An 18924-nucleotide genomic window follows, 5' to 3' on the forward strand; every position below is an offset into this window, starting at 1 on the left:
CCGGGGACGCCCGCGTCACGACGTCCCCGGCCCCTTCCGGGCCCCGGGTCTCACGCCTCGCGTGCGCCCTCGTACATCTCCTCGATCAGGTGGCCGAACTCCTTCTCCACCGCGGGCCGCTTCAGCTTCAGGCTCGGGGTGAGCTCACCGTGCTCGATGTCCAGGTCGCGCGGCAGGATCCGGAACTTCTTGATCGTCTGCCAGCGCTGGAGGCCCTCGTTGAGGCGCTGGACGTAGCCGTCGACGAGCTTGTGCACCTCCTCGGAGCCGACGACCTCCGCGTAGCTCTTCCCTCCGAGCCCGTGCTCCTCGGCCCAGCCCATGATGGTGGGCTCGTCGAGCGCGATGAGCGCGGTGCAGTAGTTGCGGTCGGCGCCGTGCACCAGGATGTTGGAGACGTAGGGGCAGACCGCCTTGAACTGCCCCTCGACCTCGGCCGGGGCGATGTACTTGCCGCCGGAGGTCTTGATCAGGTCCTTCTTGCGGTCGGTGATCCGCAGGTAGCCGTCCTCCGACAGCTCGCCGATGTCGCCGGTGTGGAACCAGCCGTCCTCCTCCAGGACCTCGGCGGTCTTCTCCGGCAGCCTGTGGTAGCCCTGCATGATGCCGGGGCCGCGCAGCAGGATCTCGCCGTCCTCGGCGATGCGCACCTCGGTGCCGGGCAGCGGCTTGCCGACCGTGCCGGTGCGGTACGCCTCGCCGGGGTTGACGAAGCTGGCGGCGCTGGACTCGGTGAGGCCGTAGCCCTCCAGGATGTGGACGCCGGCGCCGGCGAAGAAGTAGCCGATCTCCGGCGCCAGGGCGGCGGAGCCGGAGACGCAGGCGCGCAGTCTTCCGCCGAAGGCCTCGCGGAGCTTGGCGTAGACGAGTTTGTCGGCGACCGCGTGCTTCATCCTCAGGCCGGCGGGCGCGGAGGCCGTGCCGGTGCGGCGGAAGTTGTCCTGGGTGACCTTGGCGTACTCGCGCGCGACCCCGGAGGCCCACTTGAAGATCTTGTACTTGGCGCCGCCGCCCGCCCGCGCCTTGGCCGCGACCCCGTTGTAGACCTTCTCGAAGATCCGGGGGACGGCGGCCATGTAGGTGGGCCGCACGACCGGGAGGTTCTCGATGATCTTGTCGACCCGGCCGTCCACGGCGGTGACGTGGCCGACCTCGATCTGGGCCGCGGTGAGCACCTTGCCGAACACGTGCGCCAGCGGCAGCCACAGGTACTGCACGTCGTCGGCGCGGACCAGCTCCGTCGCGGCGATGGCCTTGGCCATGTAGGACCAGGCGTCGTGCGGCAGCCGTACGCCCTTGGGCCGGCCGGTGGTGCCGGAGGTGTAGATCAGGGTGGCGAGCTGGTCGGAGCGCAGGGCGCCGACGGTCTCCTTGACCGCCTCGGGGTGCTCCTCCAGGTACGCCTCACCGCGCTTGCGCAGCTCGTCCAGCGACAGCACCCAGCCCTCCGGGTCGCCCTCGGCGGCCACGGCGCCCTCCGCCTCGATGACGACGACGTGGGCGAGGTCCGGCAGCTCGGCGCGGCGCTCACGGGCCTTGGCGAGCTGCCCGGCGTCCTCGGCGATCAGCACACGGCTCTCGGAGTCGGCGAGGATGTAGGCGGTCTCCTCGGCGTTGGTGCTGGGGTAGACGGTCGTGGTGGCCGCTCCGGCGCACAGCACTCCCAGGTCGCACAGGATCCAGTCGGCCCGGGTGTTGGAGGCGATGGCGACCCGCTCCTCGGGCCTCACCCCGAGGTCCATCAGGCCCGCGGCGATCGCGAAGACCCGCCGCGCGGCCTCGCCCCAGGTGTAGGAGCGCCACTCGTCCGGGCCCTCGCCCGAGGCCGGGGGCACGGGATAGCGGTACGCCTCGCCGTCCGGGGTCGCCTCGATGCGCTCCAGGAAGAGGTTCGCCACCGAGGGCGGACGGTTCTGGATCAGGGACTGGTTGTCGCTCACAACATCCTCCGGGGCCCGCGACGGTGCAGGGGGGTGGCTCCAAGGCTCGGTCCACCGCGAGTGCTGGGGTGGGGAAAAGACGGAACGGTTCCGTGCTGTGCGTACTGCTCTGTGCGTATTGAGTGACTCGCGAGTAACAACCGAGCGGGCGATCAGCCTAAGACGGAAGGCCCCGCCTTGAAAGAGCTTGCACACCGCCTGCGTGAAGCCGTGACCTGTGCGATACATACACCACATACACCGCCGCCCGCCCGTGCGCCCGCGCACCGGTCCGCACGTGTGAGGGCGTCGGCAGGGCCCGAGCGGGCCCTGCCGACGCCCTCACGAACGCTCCGTCCTGCTCCGTCCCGCGGTTTCCGGCCCGCGCACCGGCCCGCGGGGGCGGGCCCGGGCGGACCCTACTTCTTGCCCTTGGCGTCGCCGCCGGCGTCGGAGTCCGAGGAGAGCGCGGCGATGAAGGCCTCCTGCGGGACCTCCACCCGGCCCACCACCTTCATGCGCTTCTTGCCCTCCTTCTGCTTCTCCAGCAGCTTCCGCTTGCGGGAGATGTCACCGCCGTAGCACTTGGCGAGCACGTCCTTGCGGATGGCGCGGACGGTCTCGCGGGCGATGACGCGCGAGCCGATGGCGGCCTGGATGGGCACCTCGAACTGCTGCCGGGGAATGAGCTCGCGCAGCTTGGAGGCCATCCTGACCCCGTAGCTGTAGGCCTTGTCCTTGTGGACGATCGCGGAGAAGGCGTCCACCTTGTCGCCGTGCAGCAGGATGTCGACCTTGACCAGGTCGGCGGTCTGCTCACCGGTCGGCTCGTAGTCGAGCGAGGCGTAACCGCGGGTCTTGGACTTGAGGGCGTCGAAGAAGTCGAAGACGATCTCCGCCAGCGGAAGGGTGTAGCGCAGCTCGACGCGGTCCTCGGACAGGTAGTCCATGCCCAGCAGGTTGCCGCGCCGCGACTGGCACAGCTCCATCACGGCGCCGACGAAGTCGTTCGGGGTCAGCACCGTCGCGCGGACGACCGGCTCGTGCACCTGGGCGACCTTGCCCGTCGGGTACTCGCTGGGGTTGGTGACGATGTGCTCGGTGCCGTCCTCCATGTCCACCCGGTAGACCACGTTGGGCGCGGTGGCGATCAGGTCGAGCCCGAACTCGCGCTCCAGGCGCTCGCGGATGACCTCCAGGTGCAGCAGGCCGAGGAAGCCCACGCGGAAGCCGAAGCCGAGGGCGGCGGACGTCTCCGGCTCGTAGACCAGCGCGGCGTCGTTGAGCTGGAGCTTGTCCAGGGCGTCGCGCAGCTCGGGGTAGTCCGAGCCGTCCAGCGGATACAGGCCGGAGAACACCATCGGCTTGGGGTCCTTGTAGCCGCCCAGCGCCTCGGTGGCCCCCTTGGAGAACTGGGTGATGGTGTCGCCGACCTTGGACTGGCGCACGTCCTTCACGCCGGTGATCAGATAGCCCACCTCGCCGACGGACAGGCCGTCGGAGGGCAGCATCTCCGGGCTGTTGGTGCCGATCTCCAGCAGCTCGTGGGCGGCGCCGGTGGACATCATCTGGATGCGCTCGCGCCTGGAGAGCTTGCCGTCGACGACCTTCACGTACGTCACGACGCCCCGGTAGGCGTCGTAGACCGAGTCGAAGATCATCGCGCGGGCGGGGGCGTCCGCGACGCCGACCGGGGCTGGGACCTGCCGCACGACCTCGTTCAGCAGCGCGTCGACGCCCTCGCCGGTCTTGGCGGAGACCTTCAGGACCTCCGACGGGTCGCAGCCGATGAGGTGCGCCAGCTCGGCCGCGAACTTCTCCGGCTGGGCGGCCGGGAGGTCGATCTTGTTGAGGACGGGGATGATCGTGAGGTCGTTCTCCATCGCCAGGTAGAGGTTGGCGAGCGTCTGGGCCTCGATGCCCTGGGCGGCGTCGACCAGGAGGATGCACCCCTCGCACGCGGCCAGCGAGCGGGACACCTCGTAGGTGAAGTCGACGTGCCCGGGTGTGTCGATCATGTTGAGGATGTGGGTCGTCCCCTTCTCCTCACCCTCGGTGGGGGCCCACGGCAGGCGGACCGCCTGGGACTTGATCGTGATGCCGCGCTCGCGCTCGATGTCCATGCGGTCGAGGTACTGGGCGCGCATCTGGCGCTGCTCGACGACACCGGTGAGCTGGAGCATCCGGTCGGCGAGCGTCGACTTGCCGTGGTCGATGTGCGCGATGATGCAGAAGTTGCGGATCAGCGCCGGGTCGGTACGGCTCGGCTCCGGCACGTTCGATGGGGTCGCGGGCACGCAGGGTCCTGTCGGGTCATGGCTCGGATCGGTACGTCTCCCCCATCGTCCCATGAGTGGCGCTTACGGTCCGGTTTGGGAGCCGATCAGGCCTGCTGGTACCCTGACCGACTGTGTCTCAATGCCCTCGCGCGGGGCCCGGCGCGCGGACGGTGCGACGGGACCGCACGGGGAGACGGGCACGGAATCACACCTCATCACACCCGAGAAGGCTCCTTCGTGGCGAACATCAAGTCCCAGATCAAGCGGATCAAGACCAACGAGAAGGCCCGCCAGCGCAACAAGGCGGTCAAGTCCGAGCTGAAGACCGCGATCCGCCGCACCCGTGAGGCGATCGCCGCCGGTGACGCCGAGAAGGCCGTCGAGGCCGCGCGCGTGGCCGGCAAGAAGCTCGACAAGGCCGCCAGCAAGGGCGTGATCCACAAGAACCAGGCCGCCAACAAGAAGTCGGCTCTGGCCCAGAAGGTCTCCGCTCTCAAGGGCTGAAACCCCCGGGCCTCCGTCTGACGGCCCACCCCGGTGCCGAAGCGGAATCCAGCGGACCCTCTCACCGCTCCGCGCCGGCCCACCGCGCCGCACGCGGCCTGCGTTCGCCACGCGGGTGCGGCGCACGACAAAGAGCCTGCTCACAGGCCGTAAAGCGAGACTGCCCGCCGGATTCCCCCCGGCGGGCAGTACACATTCCGCCTCCGTACGCACCCCGTGCGCATCGCTCCGCCGCGCGTCGCTTCCCCGCGGGTTCCCCTCGTGTCTCTCCGCCTCAGCGGGAGCGGGCCGCGCGGGCGATGGTGATGACGGCCTTCTCCAGGGCGTACTCCGGGTCGTCCCCGCCGCCCTTGACCGCCGCGTCCGCCTCGGCCACCGCGCGCAGCGCCGCCGACACCCCGGCCGCCGACCAGCCGCGCATCTGCCGGCGGACCCGGTCGATCTTCCACGGCGGCATCCCCAGCTCACGGGCCAGATCCCCGGGACGCATCCCGCGCGGGGCCGACATCAGCCTGCCGATGCCCCGCACCCCCTGGGCGAGGGCACTGGTGACCAGCACCGGGGCCACCCCCGTGGACAGCGACCAGCGCAGCGCCTCCAGCGCCTCGGGCAGCCTGCCCTCCACCGCCCGGTCGGCGATGGTGAAGCTGGACGCCTCGGCGCGCCCGCTGTAGTAGCGGGCCACGACCGCCTCGTCGATGGTGCCCTCGACATCGGCGGTGAGCTGGGAGCAGGCACTGGCCAGTTCACGCAGATCGCTGCCGAGGATCTCCACCAGGGCCTGGCAGGCCTCCGGCGTGGCCGATCGCCCGGCGGCACGGAACTCGCCGCGCACGAACGCCTGCCGGTCGGCGGGCTTGGTCATCTTCGGACAGGCGACCTCGCGCGCGCCCGCCTTGCGGGCGGCGTCCAGCAGCCCCTTGCCCTTGGCACCGCCCGCGTGCACCAGCACCAGGGTGATCTCCTCGGCCGGGGAGCCCAGATACGCCTTGACGTCCTTGACCGTGTCGGCGGCCAGGTCCTGCGCGTCCCGGACGACCACGACCTTGCGCTCGGCGAACAGGGACGGGCTGGTCAGCTCCGCCAGCGTGCCGGGCCGCAGGTCGGCGGGGGCGAGTTCGCGCACGTCGGTGTCGGCGTCGGCGGCCCTGGCCGCGTCGATCACCTGGCGCACCGCGCGGTCGAGCAGCAGATCCTCCTGGCCCACCGCGAGCGTGACGGGGGCGAGGGGGTCGTCGGTCGGGGACTTCCTGGTTTTACCGGCCATCGCGCACCAGCATCCCATGAGCCGCCGACAGTCCGGGGGCGCCGGGGGCGCCCGGGGCCAGGCGAGGTCGGCCGGGGCCAGGCGAGGTCGGCCGGGGCCGGTCGGGACCGGCCGGGACCTGTCCGCGGGCTGGTCGGGACCTGTCCGCGGGACGCTCCGGCGGCTGTCGCACAATGGCGCGGTGGACGACGTACGACACATCCTGGTGCTCCCCGACCGCGACGCCGCGCAGGAGGTGGCCGAGGAGGTCGCCGAGCGGCTCGGCCTGGCGGAGGAGCCGCGGCCGGTCCGTGAGGCACTGGCCGGCGAGGACGACGCGGAGGACGCCCAGTGGCTGGTCGTCCTCGACGACCCGGGCGGCGCGTACGACCCGGCCGGACTGGACGCCCTCGCCGCCGAGTACGACGGCTGGCTGGAGAGGGACTGAGACCGGCGCGGGCGGTGTCCGGCGGACGGGCCGGAAACGGTTTGTCCGGGCGGTGGGCGGCGTAGGGCCTGCGGCCCGGGGCGTCCGCCCGATGCGCCGGGCCGGGCCGCCGGTTAGCGTCCGGCGTATGACGGCCCCTCATCCGGCTCCGCGTACGGCGGAGCAGCGCAGACGCGATGTCCTGAAGCGGCTGGAGGAGGACGTGGACGCATGGGTGTCCACGGTGAATCCCGACGCCACCCCCTGTCTCGTGCCGTTGTCGTTCCTCTGGTCCGAAGGCTCGCTGCTGATCTCCACCCGCGCCTCCCGGCCCACCGTCCGCAACCTGCGGGCGGCGGGCCGGGAGGCGCGGGCACGGGTGGCGCTGGGACACACACGGGACGTGGTCCTGATCGACACCCGCGCCGAGATCCTCGCCCCCGGCGAGCTGCCCGGACCGGAGGCGGACGCGTTCGCCGCGAAGCTGGGCTGGGATCCGCGTGAGAAGTCCGGATGGGTCTACCTCCGGCTGCGGCCGGAGAGGCTGCTGGCCTGGCGAGAGGAGAACGAGCTGGCCGGCCGGGAGCTGGTGCGCGGCGGGCGGTGGCTCGCGTGCTGACGGGCCTGCGGTGAGACCCCGCGGCGAGGCGGCCCCGACGGCGACCGGTGGACGCGCACACCACTCTCCCGCTCCGGCCTGCCCGCCGGACACGGCCGGCACCCCGGTGTCCCGTCAGCCCGATGGAACCACCGTGCCGTCCGCGGTGACGGCCAGGGAGCCGTGGGTGTCGGTGCGCACGACGGCGGAGCCCAGGGCGTGCAGTCCGGCGAGAACCTTCGGTGACGGGTGGCCGTAAGGGTTGCCCTCCCCGCAGGAGACGAGGGCGACGCGGGGACGCAGCCGCTCCAGCAGAGCCGGATCCTGGTGGGCCGATCCGTGGTGGGCCACCTTGAGGACGTCCACCGCGGGCAGGCCGGGGTGTGCCGCCAGCAGGCCTCGCTGCGCCGGGGGTTCGAGATCTCCGGGGAGGAGGACGGTCAGGCCGGCCGCGCGGACGAGGAGGGTGACGCTGGCGTCGTTGGCGTCCTCGCCCGAGGCGGAGGGCGGCCCGGGAGGCGGCGGTCGGCGGGGCCAGAGCACCTCCCAGGACAGGTCGCCGATCCGGCGCCGCTCCCCCGGCTCAGCCCCGATCACCGGCACCCCCGCGCGGACCGCCTCCCGGCGCACCGCCGCCGCCTGCCCGGCCGGCTCGCCCCGGGAGGTGGTCTGGATCGCCCCGACCGCACGACCCCGCAGCACCCCGGCCAGTCCCGCGACATGGTCGGCGTGGAAGTGGGTGAGCACCAGCAGGGGAACGGATGTGACGCCGAGGGTGCGCAGGCAGCGGTCCACCGTCTCCGGCTCGGGGCCGGCGTCGACGACCACGGCCGCGCCGTCCCCGGCCGCCAGTGCCAGCGCATCGCCCTGGCCCACGTCGCAGACCGCCAGCCGCCAGCCCGGCGGCGGCCAGCCGGTGAGCGGGCGGATCAGCGGGGCGGGGCGCAGGACCGCCAGGGCCAGCAGTACGGCGCAGGCCGCGCAGAGCCAGCGGTGCCGCACCAGCCGGCGGGCCGCCAGGACCGCCGCAGCGGTGAGAGCGGCCAGCAGCAGTGCGCCGGTCCAGCTGCCGGGCCAGTCGATCTCGGCGCCGGGCAGGGAGGCCCCCGTCCGGGCGATGGCGGCGACGGCCCCGGTGGGCCAGCCCGCCAGCCGGGCCAGCGCCTCGGCCATCGGCGGCGCGAGGGGCGCGGTGACCAGGGCGGCGAAGCCCAGCACGGTGGCGGGCGCGACCAGGAACTCGGCCAGCATGTTGCACGGGATCGCCACCAGGCTGACGTGGGCCGCGAGGACCGCGACCACGGGCGCGCACACCGCCTGCGCCGCCGCGGCCGCCGCCAGCGCCTCGGCGAGCCTCCCCGGCACCCGTCGGCGGCGCAGGGCCTCGCTCCAGCGGGGTGCGACGGTGAGCAGCGAACCGGTGGCCAGGACCGAGAGGATGAAGCCGAAGTCGCGGGCGAGCCACGGGTCGTAGAGGACGAGCAGCAGTACGGCGGCGGCCAGGGCCGGCAGCAGGGATCTACGCCTTCCGGTGCCGATCGCCACGATGGTGATCAGCCCGCAGGCCGCCGCCCGCAGCACACTGGGCTCGGGGCGGCAGACCACCACGAAGGCGAGGGTGAGCAGCGCCCCGGCGACCGCGGTGGTGCGCAGCGACATCCCCAGCCGGGGTGCCATGCCCCGGCGTTCGGCGCGTACGGCCCTGCCCGGCGGCCCGATGAGGAGCACCAGCAGGATCGCGAGGTTCGACCCGCTGACCGCCAGCAGATGGAGCATGTCGGCGGCCCGGAAGGCGGCGTCGAGGTCGGCCGGGATGCGCGAGGTGTCGCCGACGACCAGCCCGGGCAGCAGCGCCCGCGCGTCGCCCGGCAGGCCGTCGCTGGCCTCCCGCAGCCCGGAGCGCAACTCTCCCGCGATGCGCTGGACCGCCGTCGGCCCAGCGGTCACCGTGGGCGGTCCGCCGGTGCTCACCCTCAGGACGGCGGCGATGTCGCGCCCCCCGGCACCGTCCTGAGGTGGCAGGAGCCGGGCCTGGACCCGCAGCCGGGTGGTGGGCAGCAGCTCGAGCCATCCCGCGGGCGGTCCGGCCGCCGAGTCCGTGTCCCGTACCAGGACGAGCACCGGCGACCGGGTCGCGGTCACCGTGCCGTCGGCGGCGGTGACGCGCAGGGCCTCGGCCCGCAGTATCACCGTGCCCGCCGTCTGCTCCGAGCCGCGCACGCGGGGCCGGACCACACGCGGATCGCCGGTGACGGCCACCTCGGCGGTGACGTGCGCGTACTGCCGGGCCGCCGCCGGGAGGGGGCCTCGGTGCAGATCGGCCGCGTGCGCCGCGGCCACCCCGCCGCCGGCGGCGGCGCACACCAGCGTCATGGCGGCGGCCGTACGCCCGCCTCCCCGGACTCCGCCCCGGCCCCGGCCCGGGGCCAGGCACGCCGCCGCGCCGAGGAGGCACAGCGCCACACCCGCGACGGCCGCGCCGCCCGGAGCGCCCAGGGCCAGGGCCGCCGCGCCCCAGGCGGCCAGCGCCGGCGGCACCAGCCGCAGGTCGGCCGGGCCCTCCTGGCGCGGCTCCGCCGCCCCCAGCCGGCGGCCGGCGGCGGAGTGGACCGCCGGCCGGGCCGTCGTACGGCCCTCCTTGTCCGCCTGCGTGTTCGCGGTCACGGTACGACCAGCGGCTTCAGCTCGGCGAAGCGGCGTTCCCCGATTCCACTGACTTCGCGGAGCTCCTCGACGGAGGAGAAGCCGCCGTGCTCGGTGCGGTGGTCGATGATGCGCTGGGCCATCACGGGCCCGATACCGGGGAGGGCGTCGAGCTGTTCGGCCGTGGCGGAGTTGAGGCTGACCGGTCCGCCCGCCGCCGGCCCGCCCCCGGCCACGGCCCCGGCGGCGGGCGGGCCTGGTGCGGCCGCCTCGGTGGGAGGCTCCCCGACGACGATCTGCTCACCGTCGGCCAGCGGCCGTGCCCGGTTGAGGCCGTGGAGGTCGGTGCCCGGCCGGACGCCGCCCGCGGCCCGCAGGGCGTCGGTCACCCGGGCGCCGGCCGGCAGCCGGTGGACCCCTGGCCTGCGGACCTCGCCCGCCACGTCCACCAGCAGTGCTCCTCCCCCGGCACCCGCACCGGGGACCGTGCCCGGGGCCGCCGCGGGCGCCGGTACGGAGGAGGGCACCGAAGCAGAGGTCTGGGAGGGCACGGGAGTCGAGCGGGAGGCCGATTCCACCGGGGGCGCCTGCACCACCTGCGGGCGCCCGCCCCAGAAGTGGTGCAGGGCGAAACCGAGGGCCACGGCCAGGGCCAGGGCGAGTGCGGCCAGCGTGCGCGGTTCCACTCCGCACCGCGTGCGCACCCACAGCGGCAGCCTGTCCCGTACGGCCTCCGCCAGCCGTGCGCGCCGGGACGCGCCCACGGGGCCGGGACCTGAGCCTGCGTCCTTCTCGGCCTCGGAAGCGGGAGCGGGCGTGGACACGGGAGCGGGCGTGGACATGGAAGCGGGCGTGGGCGTGCTGCCGGGGACGGAACCGGCCGGGCGCGGCACCGGCACCCGCTCGACCGTCCGCTCCCGTGGGCGCCCCGCCGCCAGGCGGTCGGCCCGTGCCTGCCGGACCGCGTCGCGCGCGGCCGTGACGGCCTCCGTCCGCGACAGCGGGGCGGCCGGGACGCCGGTGTCCGGCCCACCCGGCTCCGGCCTGGCAGGCCCATGCCCCGGCGCCGGCACCGGCATCGGCGGGGCGTTTCCGAGCAGCGCGTCCGCGCGGGCCCTCAGGGGCGCCCCCTCGGCGGCCCGCCGGATCTCCCGCCGGCGCCCGCGCCGCCCCGCGTACGGGACGGCCGGACCGGGGCCCCGGTGGCGGCCGGGGCCTGCCGCCAGAGGACGCAGGGGCGGGCGGGCCGAAGGGCGGGAGGTGGAGATACGGGAGGCAGGAATGCGTGACCGGAGACGCGGTGGGGTGCTCATGCCGCCCGACGGTAGGCGGGAGTGCCCGCCCCGTCCGGTCGCGGCTTCTCTCCGTGGACTACCCGCCGGTTGTGGACAACCTCGTCACCTGTCGGAGTGACACCACGACACCCAGCAGCCCCGGTCCCGTGTGTGCGCCGATGACCGCTCCCACCTCGCTGACGTGCAGTTCCCCAAGCCTGGGCAGCCGGGCGCGCAGCCTCTGCGCGAGCTGGTCGGCACGGTCCGCGGCCGACAGGTGGTGGACGGCGACGTCCACCTCGGCGTCCCCCGCCCGCTCCGCCACGATCTCCTCCAGGCGGGCGATGGCCCGGGAGGCGGTGCGGACCTTCTCCAGCATGCCGATACGGCCGTCCTCCAGCTCCAGCAGCGGTTTGACCGCCAGGGCCGAGCCCAGCAGGGCCTGGGCCGCGCCGATACGGCCGCCGCGCCGCAGGTACTCCAGGGTGTCCACGTAGAAGAACGCGGAGGTCCCCTCGGCCCGCTTCCGGGCCGCGGCCACCGTCTCGTCCGGCGTGCCGCCCGCCTCGGCCGTCTCGGCGGCGGCCAGGGCGCAGAAGCCCAGCGCCATCGCCACCATGCCGGTGTCCACCACCCGCACCGGTACGGGCGCCTCCCGCGCGGCGGTCACGGCCGCGTCGTAGGTGCCGGAGAGCTCGGCCGACAGATGGAGGGAGACGATGCCCTCCACTCCCGGCTCCCGCGCGATGGAGCGGTACACCTCGGCGAACACCTGCGGGCCGGGACGGGAGGTGGTGACGGACCGCCGTTTCCGCAGGGCCTCGGCCAGCGAGCGGGCGGAGAGCTCGGTGCCCTCCTCCAGTGCCCGGTCGCCCAGCACCACGGTCAGCGGTACCGAGGCGATGCGGTGGTGTTCGAGCGCCGCCTGCGGCAGGTAGGCCGTGGAATCGGTGACGATCGCGACATGGCGGGACATGGGGCGGAGATTACCGGGCCTTTCCTCGCCGCGGTGAAGCGAGCGGTGCGCCGCGGTCCGCGGTACGGCGGCCGGCTGCCCGGAGGTTCACTCGACGGCCTTTCGCGGTGGTGCGGTTCGGGCGGTGGGGCCGGACCATCCGGACGGGCGGCCGGGGCCGGCCGCGCCGGGGTCACGAGGCGCTCTGCGGGCGGCCCTTGCCGAAGTCCGGCCCGAACTCCTTGGTGAAGTCGGTGCCGAAGTCCGCCGTGCGGTCCTGCGGACCGCCCTTCGGGCCCTCGATGCCCGGTGCCTGCCGGGCCCGCGCTCCGGGGGCGTCCGCCGCGTCCGGGCTCTGCCGCTCCCTCGGGTCCCGCTCAGGGCTCTGCGCGCCGGAGGCCGTCCCGGGGACCGCGGCCCCGGATGCGTTCCCGGCGACCGGGTCCGTCCAGTGCCGCAGCGCGCCCGCCTCGATCTCGATCTGCTCGCTCAGCGCGGTCAGTCCGTCCTCGTCGTGCCGCCGGGCCCGGTCCTGTGCGGCGAAGCGCAGCGAGTCGGCGGAGGCGCGGATGCGGTCGGCGCGCTCCCGCGCGTCCGGGAGCCGGGCGGCGATCCGGCGGCGGTCCGGCTCGCGCTCCATCAGCAGCCGCAGCTCGCCGTCGAGCTGGCGGGCGTGCTCGTCGAGCCGGTCGAGCAGGCCGGCCGCCTCGCTCAGCGAGGGGTCGTGCCGGGCCCCGGTCTCCAGCGCGCGGCGCGTGCTGTCCAGGGAGCTGCGCAGCTCCAGCCGTACCCGGGCCAGTTCGCCCACCGGGCCCGGCTGGGCGCTGCGGGCCTTGAGCGTGGTCTCCTCGACGGTGCGGCGCACCTGCTGCCCCGTCCGCTCCACGCCGCGCCTGACCGCTCGCACGGTCTTCACCGTGGCGATCGCGCCGAGGACGACGAAGAGCACGAAGAGGAAGGCCAGCAGACCGATGACGAACTCCACAGCTCCGCTCCCTCGTCGGCCGGTGTGCCGCCGCCCTCCGGCAGTCCGGAGGGGGCGGTCGTCCTCCCAGGGTAAACGCGCGGAGCCGGTCCCGGGTTCCGGCGGGCCCGGAGTGCCCCCCGCATCCGTCCCGTAGGGGTTCCGGCGGTCCCCGATCGTTTCCCCGCCGCTTCCCTGAGCACTGCCCGGTCCTCCTCTTCTCCCCGCCTCCTCGCCGCCGTCCGCCCGCTGGTCTACCGTCGGTCCACGCCCGTAGTCGGACTGGATGGTGGTGCGCCGATGCACACGCACGCGGAGACGGGCCCGGCCGGACGCCGGGCCGGGGAACCGGCGGGGAGTCCGCCGGGCGGTCCGGCCGGCGGCCTGCCCCGGGGACTGCCCGGGGACCTGCCCGGGGATCTGGCCGCCATCGTGGGGCACGACCACGTCAGGACCGACGACGGGGCGCTGGCCGCCTACGCCCGTGACGCCACCCCCCTCTTCCACGCGCGGCCGCAGGCCGTGGTGCTGCCCGGCAGCACCGAGGAGGTCGCCGCGGTCCTGCGGTACGCCACCGAGCGGGGCGTACCCGTCGTACCGCGCGGCGCGGGCTCCAACCTGTGCGCCGCCACCGTGCCCCTGCGCGGCGGCATCGTCATGGTGCTCACTCGGCTCGACCGGATCCTGGAGGTCAGTCCCGCCGAGCTGCTGGCCCGCGTCCAGCCCGGGGTGACCACCGCCGCGCTGGCGGACGCGGCGGCGCGCGAGGGCCTGCTGTACGCCCCCGACCCCGGCAGCCGCACCGTCTCCACCGTCGGCGGCAACGTGGCGACCTGCGCCGGCGGCCTGCGCGGCCTGAAGTACGGCGTCACCCGCAACCATGTGCTCGGCCTGGAGGCCGTCCTGCCCACCGGGGAGGTCATCCGCACCGGCGGCCGACTGTGGAAGGACGTGGCCGGCTACGACCTCACCCGGCTGCTGACCGGCTCCGAGGGCACCCTCGCGGTGATCACCGAGGCCACCGTGGCCCTGCTGCCCGCTCCCGAGGAGACCGGTACCGGGGTCGCCTACTTCGACTCGCTCGCCGACGCCTCCCGGGCCGTCGCGGCCGTCATCGCCGACGGGATCGTCCCGGCCACGCTGGAGTTCCTCGACCGCAAGTGCGTCTCGGCCGTCGAGGAGTTCGCCGGGCTCGGTCTGCGGCGGGACGCCGGGGCGCTGCTGCTCTTCGGCGACGACGGCTCCCGGCGCACCGTGGCGGGCACCCTCGCCCGTATCGGGGAGGTGTGCGAGGGCTCCGGGGCACTGGAGGTCACCCTCGCCGAGGACGTCGCCCGCGCCGACGCCCTGCTGGCCGCCCGCCGCTGCTCGCTGCCGGCGCTCTCCCGGCTGGGTTCGCTCACGATCCTGGAGGACGCGACCGTGCCCCGCCACCGGCTCGCCGAGATGGTGGACCGCATCGACGAGATCGCCGACCGCCACGACCTGCGGATCGCCACCTTCGGTCACGCCGGGGACGGCAACCTCCACCCCACCTGCGTACTCGATCCCGACGACGGCGAGGGGGCCGGCCGCGCCCACCGGGCGTTCGCCGAGATCTTCGCGGCCGCCATCGCCCTGGACGGCACCATCACCGGCGAGCACGGCGTGGGCGCCGCCAAGCTGCCCTACCTCGCGGACCGGATCGGGGACGACCAGGTCGCCCTGCTGCGCCGTGTCAAGAAGGCCTTCGACCCGGCGGGCATCCTCAACCCCGGAAAGCTCGGATCCTGACTTCCTCCCCGCCCGACGGCGGGGGTGTCCACGGAAGGACCCCCGATGACCGACTCCGCACCCCGTCCCGCGCCCGGCCCCGATCCCGCGCCCTCCCCCGGGCCCCCTTCCGATCCCGTCCCCTCCCCCGGGCAGGGCGAGGGGCTCGGCGTCTTCGACAAGGCGCTGCTCGACCGCTGCATCTCCTGCGGGTTCTGTCTGCCCGCCTGCCCCACCTACGCCCTCACCCGCCAGGAGCCCTCCTCCCCGCGCGGCCGTATCACCCTGATGCGGGCGCTGGAGTCCGGCGACCTCGCCCCGGACGACCCCACCCTGGCCGAGGAGTCGTCGTTCTGCCTGGGCTGCCGGGCCTGTGAGCCGGTCTGCCCGGCGGGCGTGGAGTACGGGCAGCTGCTGGAACAGTGGCGCGACCACCAGTGGCAGGGGCGCGGCCGGCCCATGATCGCCCGTCTGCTGATGGCCGTGGTGTCTCGGGCGTGGCTGCTGCGTCTCCAGGGGCTGGTACGGCGCCACGCCCGGGACCGCCGTCCCGCGCGCGGGGAGCGGGAGCGGCCGGTGTCGCTGATGCTGGGCTGCGTCGAGCGCGGGCTGTATCCGTCCGTCTCGCGTGCCGTGCGCGAACTGCGGCCGGAGGTCGCCGTCCCCGCCGGGCAGGGCTGCTGCGGCGCGCTGCACGCCCACAACGGCGACTCCGCCGCCGGTGCCGGGATGGCCCGCGCGCTGGGCGAGCGGCTGCCCGGCACCATCGTGACCACCTCCGGCGGCTGCGCCGCCCATCTCGCCCACCACCTGGGCCGGGACCGGGTCAGGGAGCTGAGCGAGTACCTGGAGCGCACCGGCCACCGGCCCCTGGGCCGGGTCACGGTCGGCGGCCGCCGGGCGCGGGTCGCCCTCCAGGACTCCTGCCACCTGCGCAACGGCCTGGGCGTGACCCGCCCGCCCCGCGAACTCGTCGCCGCGGTGGCCGACTACGTCGAGCTGCCCGGCGCGGACGGCTGCTGCGGCGCCGCCGGCACGTACGCGATGCTGCGGCCGGACGACAGCCGGGCGGTGCTGGACCCGAAGCTGGAGGCCCTGCGGAAGCTGGACGTGGACTACGTGGTGGCGGTCAACCCCGGCTGCCTGCGCCAGTTGAGGCAGGGGCTGCGCCGTACGCGCTCCCGGACGAAGGCCGTGCACCTGGCCGAACTGCTCGCCATGGCGGCGCGGTCGGAGCCGGGGACCGGGCCGGCGGCGGGCTGAACGCACACGGCGGCGGGGCCGCGGCTCACCGGCCGCGGCCCCGCCGCCGTGTGGCGCGGGTGCTCCGCAGATCAGGCGGGGACGACGTTCACCAGCTTCGGTGCCCGCACGATCACCTTGCGGACGCCCGCCTCGCCCAGTGCGCCGACGACCGCCGGCTCGGCCAGCGCCCGCGCCTCCAGGTCGGCCTCGGAGATGTCCGGGGCGACCTCCAGACGGGCCTTGACCTTGCCCCGCACCTGCACGACGCAGGTCACCGTCTCGTCCACCACGTACCGCGGATCGGCCGCGGGGAAGTCCTCGTGGACGACGCCGGTGTCGTGGCCCAGCCTGCGCCACAGTTCCTCGGCGATGTGCGGGGCCAGCGGCGCGATCAGCAGCACCAGGTGCTCGGCCACCGAACGCGGCACCTCGCGCAGCCGGGTGACGTGGTTGTTCAGCTCGGTGATCTTCGCGATGGCGGTGTTGAAGCGCAGGCCCTCCATGTCCTGCCGTACCCCGTCGACCGCCTTGTGCAGCGCGCGCAGGGTCTCCTCGTCCGGCTCGGCGTCGACGACCGAGACCTCGCCCGTCGCCTCGTCGACGACGTTGCGCCACAGCCGCTGCAGCAGCCGGTACTGGCCGACGACCGCGCGGGTGTCCCACGGACGGGAGACGTCCAGCGGACCCATCGCCATCTCGTACAGCCGCAGGGTGTCCGCCCCGTACTCGGCGCAGATCTCGTCCGGGGTGACGGCGTTCTTCAGGGACTTGCCCATCTTGCCCAGCGCCCGGTCGACCTTCTCGCCGTTGTACCAGTAGGCGCCGTCGCGCTCGGTCACCTCGGCCGCGGGCACCGCGATGCCTCGGGAGTCGCGGTAGACGTAGGCCTGGATCATGCCCTGGTTGAACAGCTTGTGGAACGGCTCGGCCGAGGAGACGTGACCCAGGTCGTACAGCACCTTGGACCAGAAGCGGGCGTACAGCAGGTGCAGCACGGCGTGTTCGGCGCCGCCGACGTACAGGTCCACGCCGCCGGTGGGCATCCCCTCGCGCGGGCCCATCCAGTAGCGCTCGATCTCCGGGTCGACCAGCTTCTCGCTGTTGTGCGGGTCCAGGTAGCGCAGCTCGTACCAGCAGGAACCGGCCCAGTTGGGCATGGTGTTGGTCTCGCGGCGGAACCTGCGCGGGCCGCGCCCGTCGCCCAGGTCCAGGGTGACGTTCACCCACTCCTCGTTCCGCGACAGCGGGGTCTCGGGCTCGGTGTCGGCGTCGTCGGGGTCGAAGGTGCGCGGGGAGTAGTCCTCGACCTCGGGCAGCTGCAGCGGCAGCATCGACTCGGGCAGCGCGTGCGCCACGCCGTCCTCGTCGTAGACGATCGGGAACGGCTCGCCCCAGTAGCGCTGGCGGCTGAACAGCCAGTCGCGCAGGCGGTAGTTGACGGTGCCCTCGCCGATGCCGCGCTCGGTCAGCCACTCGGTCGTCCGGGCCTTGGCCTCGGTCACGCCCAGACCGTCCAGTGACAACTCCACACCGGTGGAGTTGACGATGGCCGCGTCGTAGGAGGAGAAGGCGTCGTCCCAGGTGGCCGGGTCGGTGCCGCGGCCGTCGGTCGGCTCGACGACGCAGCGCATGGGCAGTTCGAAGGCGCGGGCGAAGGCGAAGTCGCGGCTGTCGTGCGCGGGGACGGCCATGATCGCGCCGGTGCCGTAGCCCATCAGCACGTAGTCGGCGATGAAGACGGGGATCCGCTCACCGCCCGCCGGGTTGACGGCGTAGGCGCCGGTGAAGACGCCGGTCTTCTCCTTGGCATCGGCCTGCCGCTCGACGTCCGATTTGGCGGCCGCCCGCTTGCGGTACTCCGAGACCGCCTCGGACGGCGTGGAGTGGCCGCCCGTCCACACCTCGCGGGTGCCCTCGGGCCAGGCGTCGGGGACGATCCGGTCCACCAGCTCGTGCTCGGGCGCCAGCACCATGTACGTGGCCCCGAACAGCGTGTCCTGACGGGTGGTGAAGACGGTGATCCGCTCGCCGGGGCCGGCGTCGGAGGGGCCGCCGGCGCCCTCGACCGGGAACTCGATGCGGGCGCCCTCGCTGCGGCCGATCCAGTTGCGCTGCTGCAGCTTGATCGCCTCGGGCCAGTCCAGCGCGTCCAGGTCGCGCAGCAACCGCTCGGCGTAGGCGGTGATGCGCATGTTCCACTGGCGCAGCTTGGCCTTGAAGACGGGGTAGTTGCCGCGCTCGGAGCGGCCCTCGGCGGTGACCTCCTCATTGGCCAGGACGGTGCCCAGACCGGGGCACCAGTTGACCGGCGCGTCGGAGGCGTACGCCAGGCGGTACCCGCCCAGTACGTCGGCCCGCTCGGTCTCGCTCAGCTCGCTCCAGGCACGGCCGTCCGGCGTGGGGCGGGTGCCGGACTCGAACTGCCCGACCAGTTCGGAGATCGGCCGGGCCCGGCCGGCCTCCTCGTCGTACCAGGAGTTGAAGATCTGCAGGAAGATCCACTGGGTCCACTTGTAGTAGTCCGGGTCGATCGTGGCGAAGGACCGGCGCTGGTCGTGGCCCAGGCCCAGCCGCCGCAGCTGGGCCTTCATGTTCTTGATGTTGGCCTCGGTGGACACCCGCGGGTGGGTACCGGTCTGCACGGCGTACTGCTCGGCGGGCAGGCCGAAGGCGTCGAAGCCCAGGGTGTGCAGCACGTTGTGGCCGGTCATGCGCAGATAGCGCGCGGTGACGTCCGTGGCGATGTAGCCCAGCGGATGTCCGACGTGCAGGCCCGCGCCCGAGGGGTAGGGGAACATGTCCATGATGAAGCGCTTGGGGCGGGCGACGGTCTCCGGATCGCCGGCCAGCTCCCCGGTGGGATTGGGGGCCTCGTACACCCCGCGCTCGTCCCAGAAGTCCTGCCAGCGCGCCTCGATCTCCGCGGCCAGTGCGGCCGTGTAGCGATGGGGGGCCGCGGTCTCCGCGGCGGCGGTGGTCTCGCTCATCGTCCTCTAAGCTCCATCGGTCGTCGTCTGCCTGCGGGAGGGCTCACGGCCCGGAAACGAAAAGACCCCTCGCACAGGAGGGGATGCCGCGCTGGTTCCGACCTCACCGGAACCGGGACCGGAGGGTCGGC

General features: G+C 74.0%; 13 protein-coding genes. 5 read left to right on the forward strand and 8 right to left on the reverse strand.

Annotated features, from left to right (window positions below):
• Positions 1–50: 50 nt before the first annotated feature.
• Positions 51–1940, reverse strand: a complete 1890-nt coding sequence (locus tag ACW69E_RS00390) for an AMP-dependent synthetase/ligase (protein ID WP_457496153.1) — start codon at positions 1938–1940, stop codon at positions 51–53.
• A gap of 398 nt (positions 1941–2338) precedes the next feature.
• On the reverse strand, positions 2339–4216 hold the full coding sequence (lepA, locus tag ACW69E_RS00395) for a translation elongation factor 4 (protein WP_457496154.1): 1878 nt from the start codon (positions 4214–4216) through the stop codon (positions 2339–2341).
• Between the two features lie 219 nt (positions 4217–4435).
• Here lepA and rpsT point away from each other — a divergent pair, with 219 nt between their 5' ends.
• A complete protein-coding gene (gene rpsT, locus ACW69E_RS00400; protein ID WP_457496155.1) occupies positions 4436–4702 on the forward strand; it encodes a 30S ribosomal protein S20 in 267 nt (88 codons plus the stop codon).
• 274 nt (positions 4703–4976) lie between these two features.
• Here the strand turns inward: rpsT and holA are convergent, their stop codons facing one another.
• A complete protein-coding gene (gene holA / locus ACW69E_RS00405; RefSeq protein ID WP_457496156.1) occupies positions 4977–5969 on the reverse strand; it encodes a DNA polymerase III subunit delta in 993 nt (330 codons plus the stop codon).
• Between the two features lie 181 nt (positions 5970–6150).
• Between holA and ACW69E_RS00410 the strand changes: the two genes are divergently transcribed.
• Complete coding sequence (locus ACW69E_RS00410) at positions 6151–6396, forward strand: hypothetical protein (protein WP_206348734.1); 246 nt, start codon at positions 6151–6153, stop codon at positions 6394–6396.
• 127 nt (positions 6397–6523) lie between these two features.
• Positions 6524–6994 (forward strand): pyridoxamine 5'-phosphate oxidase family protein, encoded by a 471-nt coding sequence (locus ACW69E_RS00415; protein WP_457496157.1) that lies wholly within the window; start codon positions 6524–6526, stop codon positions 6992–6994.
• A gap of 114 nt (positions 6995–7108) precedes the next feature.
• On the opposite strand, the gene ACW69E_RS00420 is transcribed toward ACW69E_RS00415, so the two are convergent.
• From ACW69E_RS00420 to ACW69E_RS00435, 4 genes are all read right to left on the reverse strand, one after another.
• Positions 7109–9637: a ComEC/Rec2 family competence protein gene (locus ACW69E_RS00420; RefSeq protein WP_457496158.1), complete on the reverse strand. Its 2529-nt coding sequence runs from the start codon at positions 9635–9637 to the stop codon at positions 7109–7111.
• The gene (locus tag ACW69E_RS00425) at positions 9634–10380 is read right to left on the reverse strand and encodes a helix-hairpin-helix domain-containing protein (RefSeq protein WP_457496159.1); all 747 of its coding nucleotides are present in this window, start codon (positions 10378–10380) and stop codon (positions 9634–9636) included. Before ACW69E_RS00425 ends, ACW69E_RS00420 begins: the two co-directional genes overlap by 4 nt.
• A gap of 607 nt (positions 10381–10987) precedes the next feature.
• On the reverse strand, positions 10988–11866 hold the full coding sequence (locus ACW69E_RS00430; RefSeq protein WP_457496160.1) for a DegV family protein: 879 nt from the start codon (positions 11864–11866) through the stop codon (positions 10988–10990).
• A 172-nt stretch (positions 11867–12038) separates the two neighbouring features.
• The gene (locus ACW69E_RS00435) at positions 12039–12830 is read right to left on the reverse strand and encodes a hypothetical protein (protein WP_457496161.1); all 792 of its coding nucleotides are present in this window, start codon (positions 12828–12830) and stop codon (positions 12039–12041) included.
• Positions 12831–13109: 279 nt separating this feature from the next.
• On the opposite strand from ACW69E_RS00435, the gene ACW69E_RS00440 reads away from it, so the two are divergent.
• On the forward strand, positions 13110–14582 hold the full coding sequence (locus tag ACW69E_RS00440; protein WP_457496162.1) for an FAD-binding oxidoreductase: 1473 nt from the start codon (positions 13110–13112) through the stop codon (positions 14580–14582).
• A 45-nt stretch (positions 14583–14627) separates the two neighbouring features.
• Positions 14628–15824: a (Fe-S)-binding protein gene (locus ACW69E_RS00445; protein WP_457496163.1), complete on the forward strand. Its 1197-nt coding sequence runs from the start codon at positions 14628–14630 to the stop codon at positions 15822–15824.
• A gap of 71 nt (positions 15825–15895) precedes the next feature.
• Here the strand turns inward: ACW69E_RS00445 and leuS are convergent, their stop codons facing one another.
• Entirely contained in the window at positions 15896–18793 is a 2898-nt protein-coding gene (gene leuS, locus ACW69E_RS00450) for a leucine--tRNA ligase (RefSeq protein WP_457496164.1), read from the reverse strand.
• Between the last annotated feature and the right edge of the window lie 131 nt (positions 18794–18924).

The organism is Streptomyces sp. SS8 (assembly GCF_054072955.1).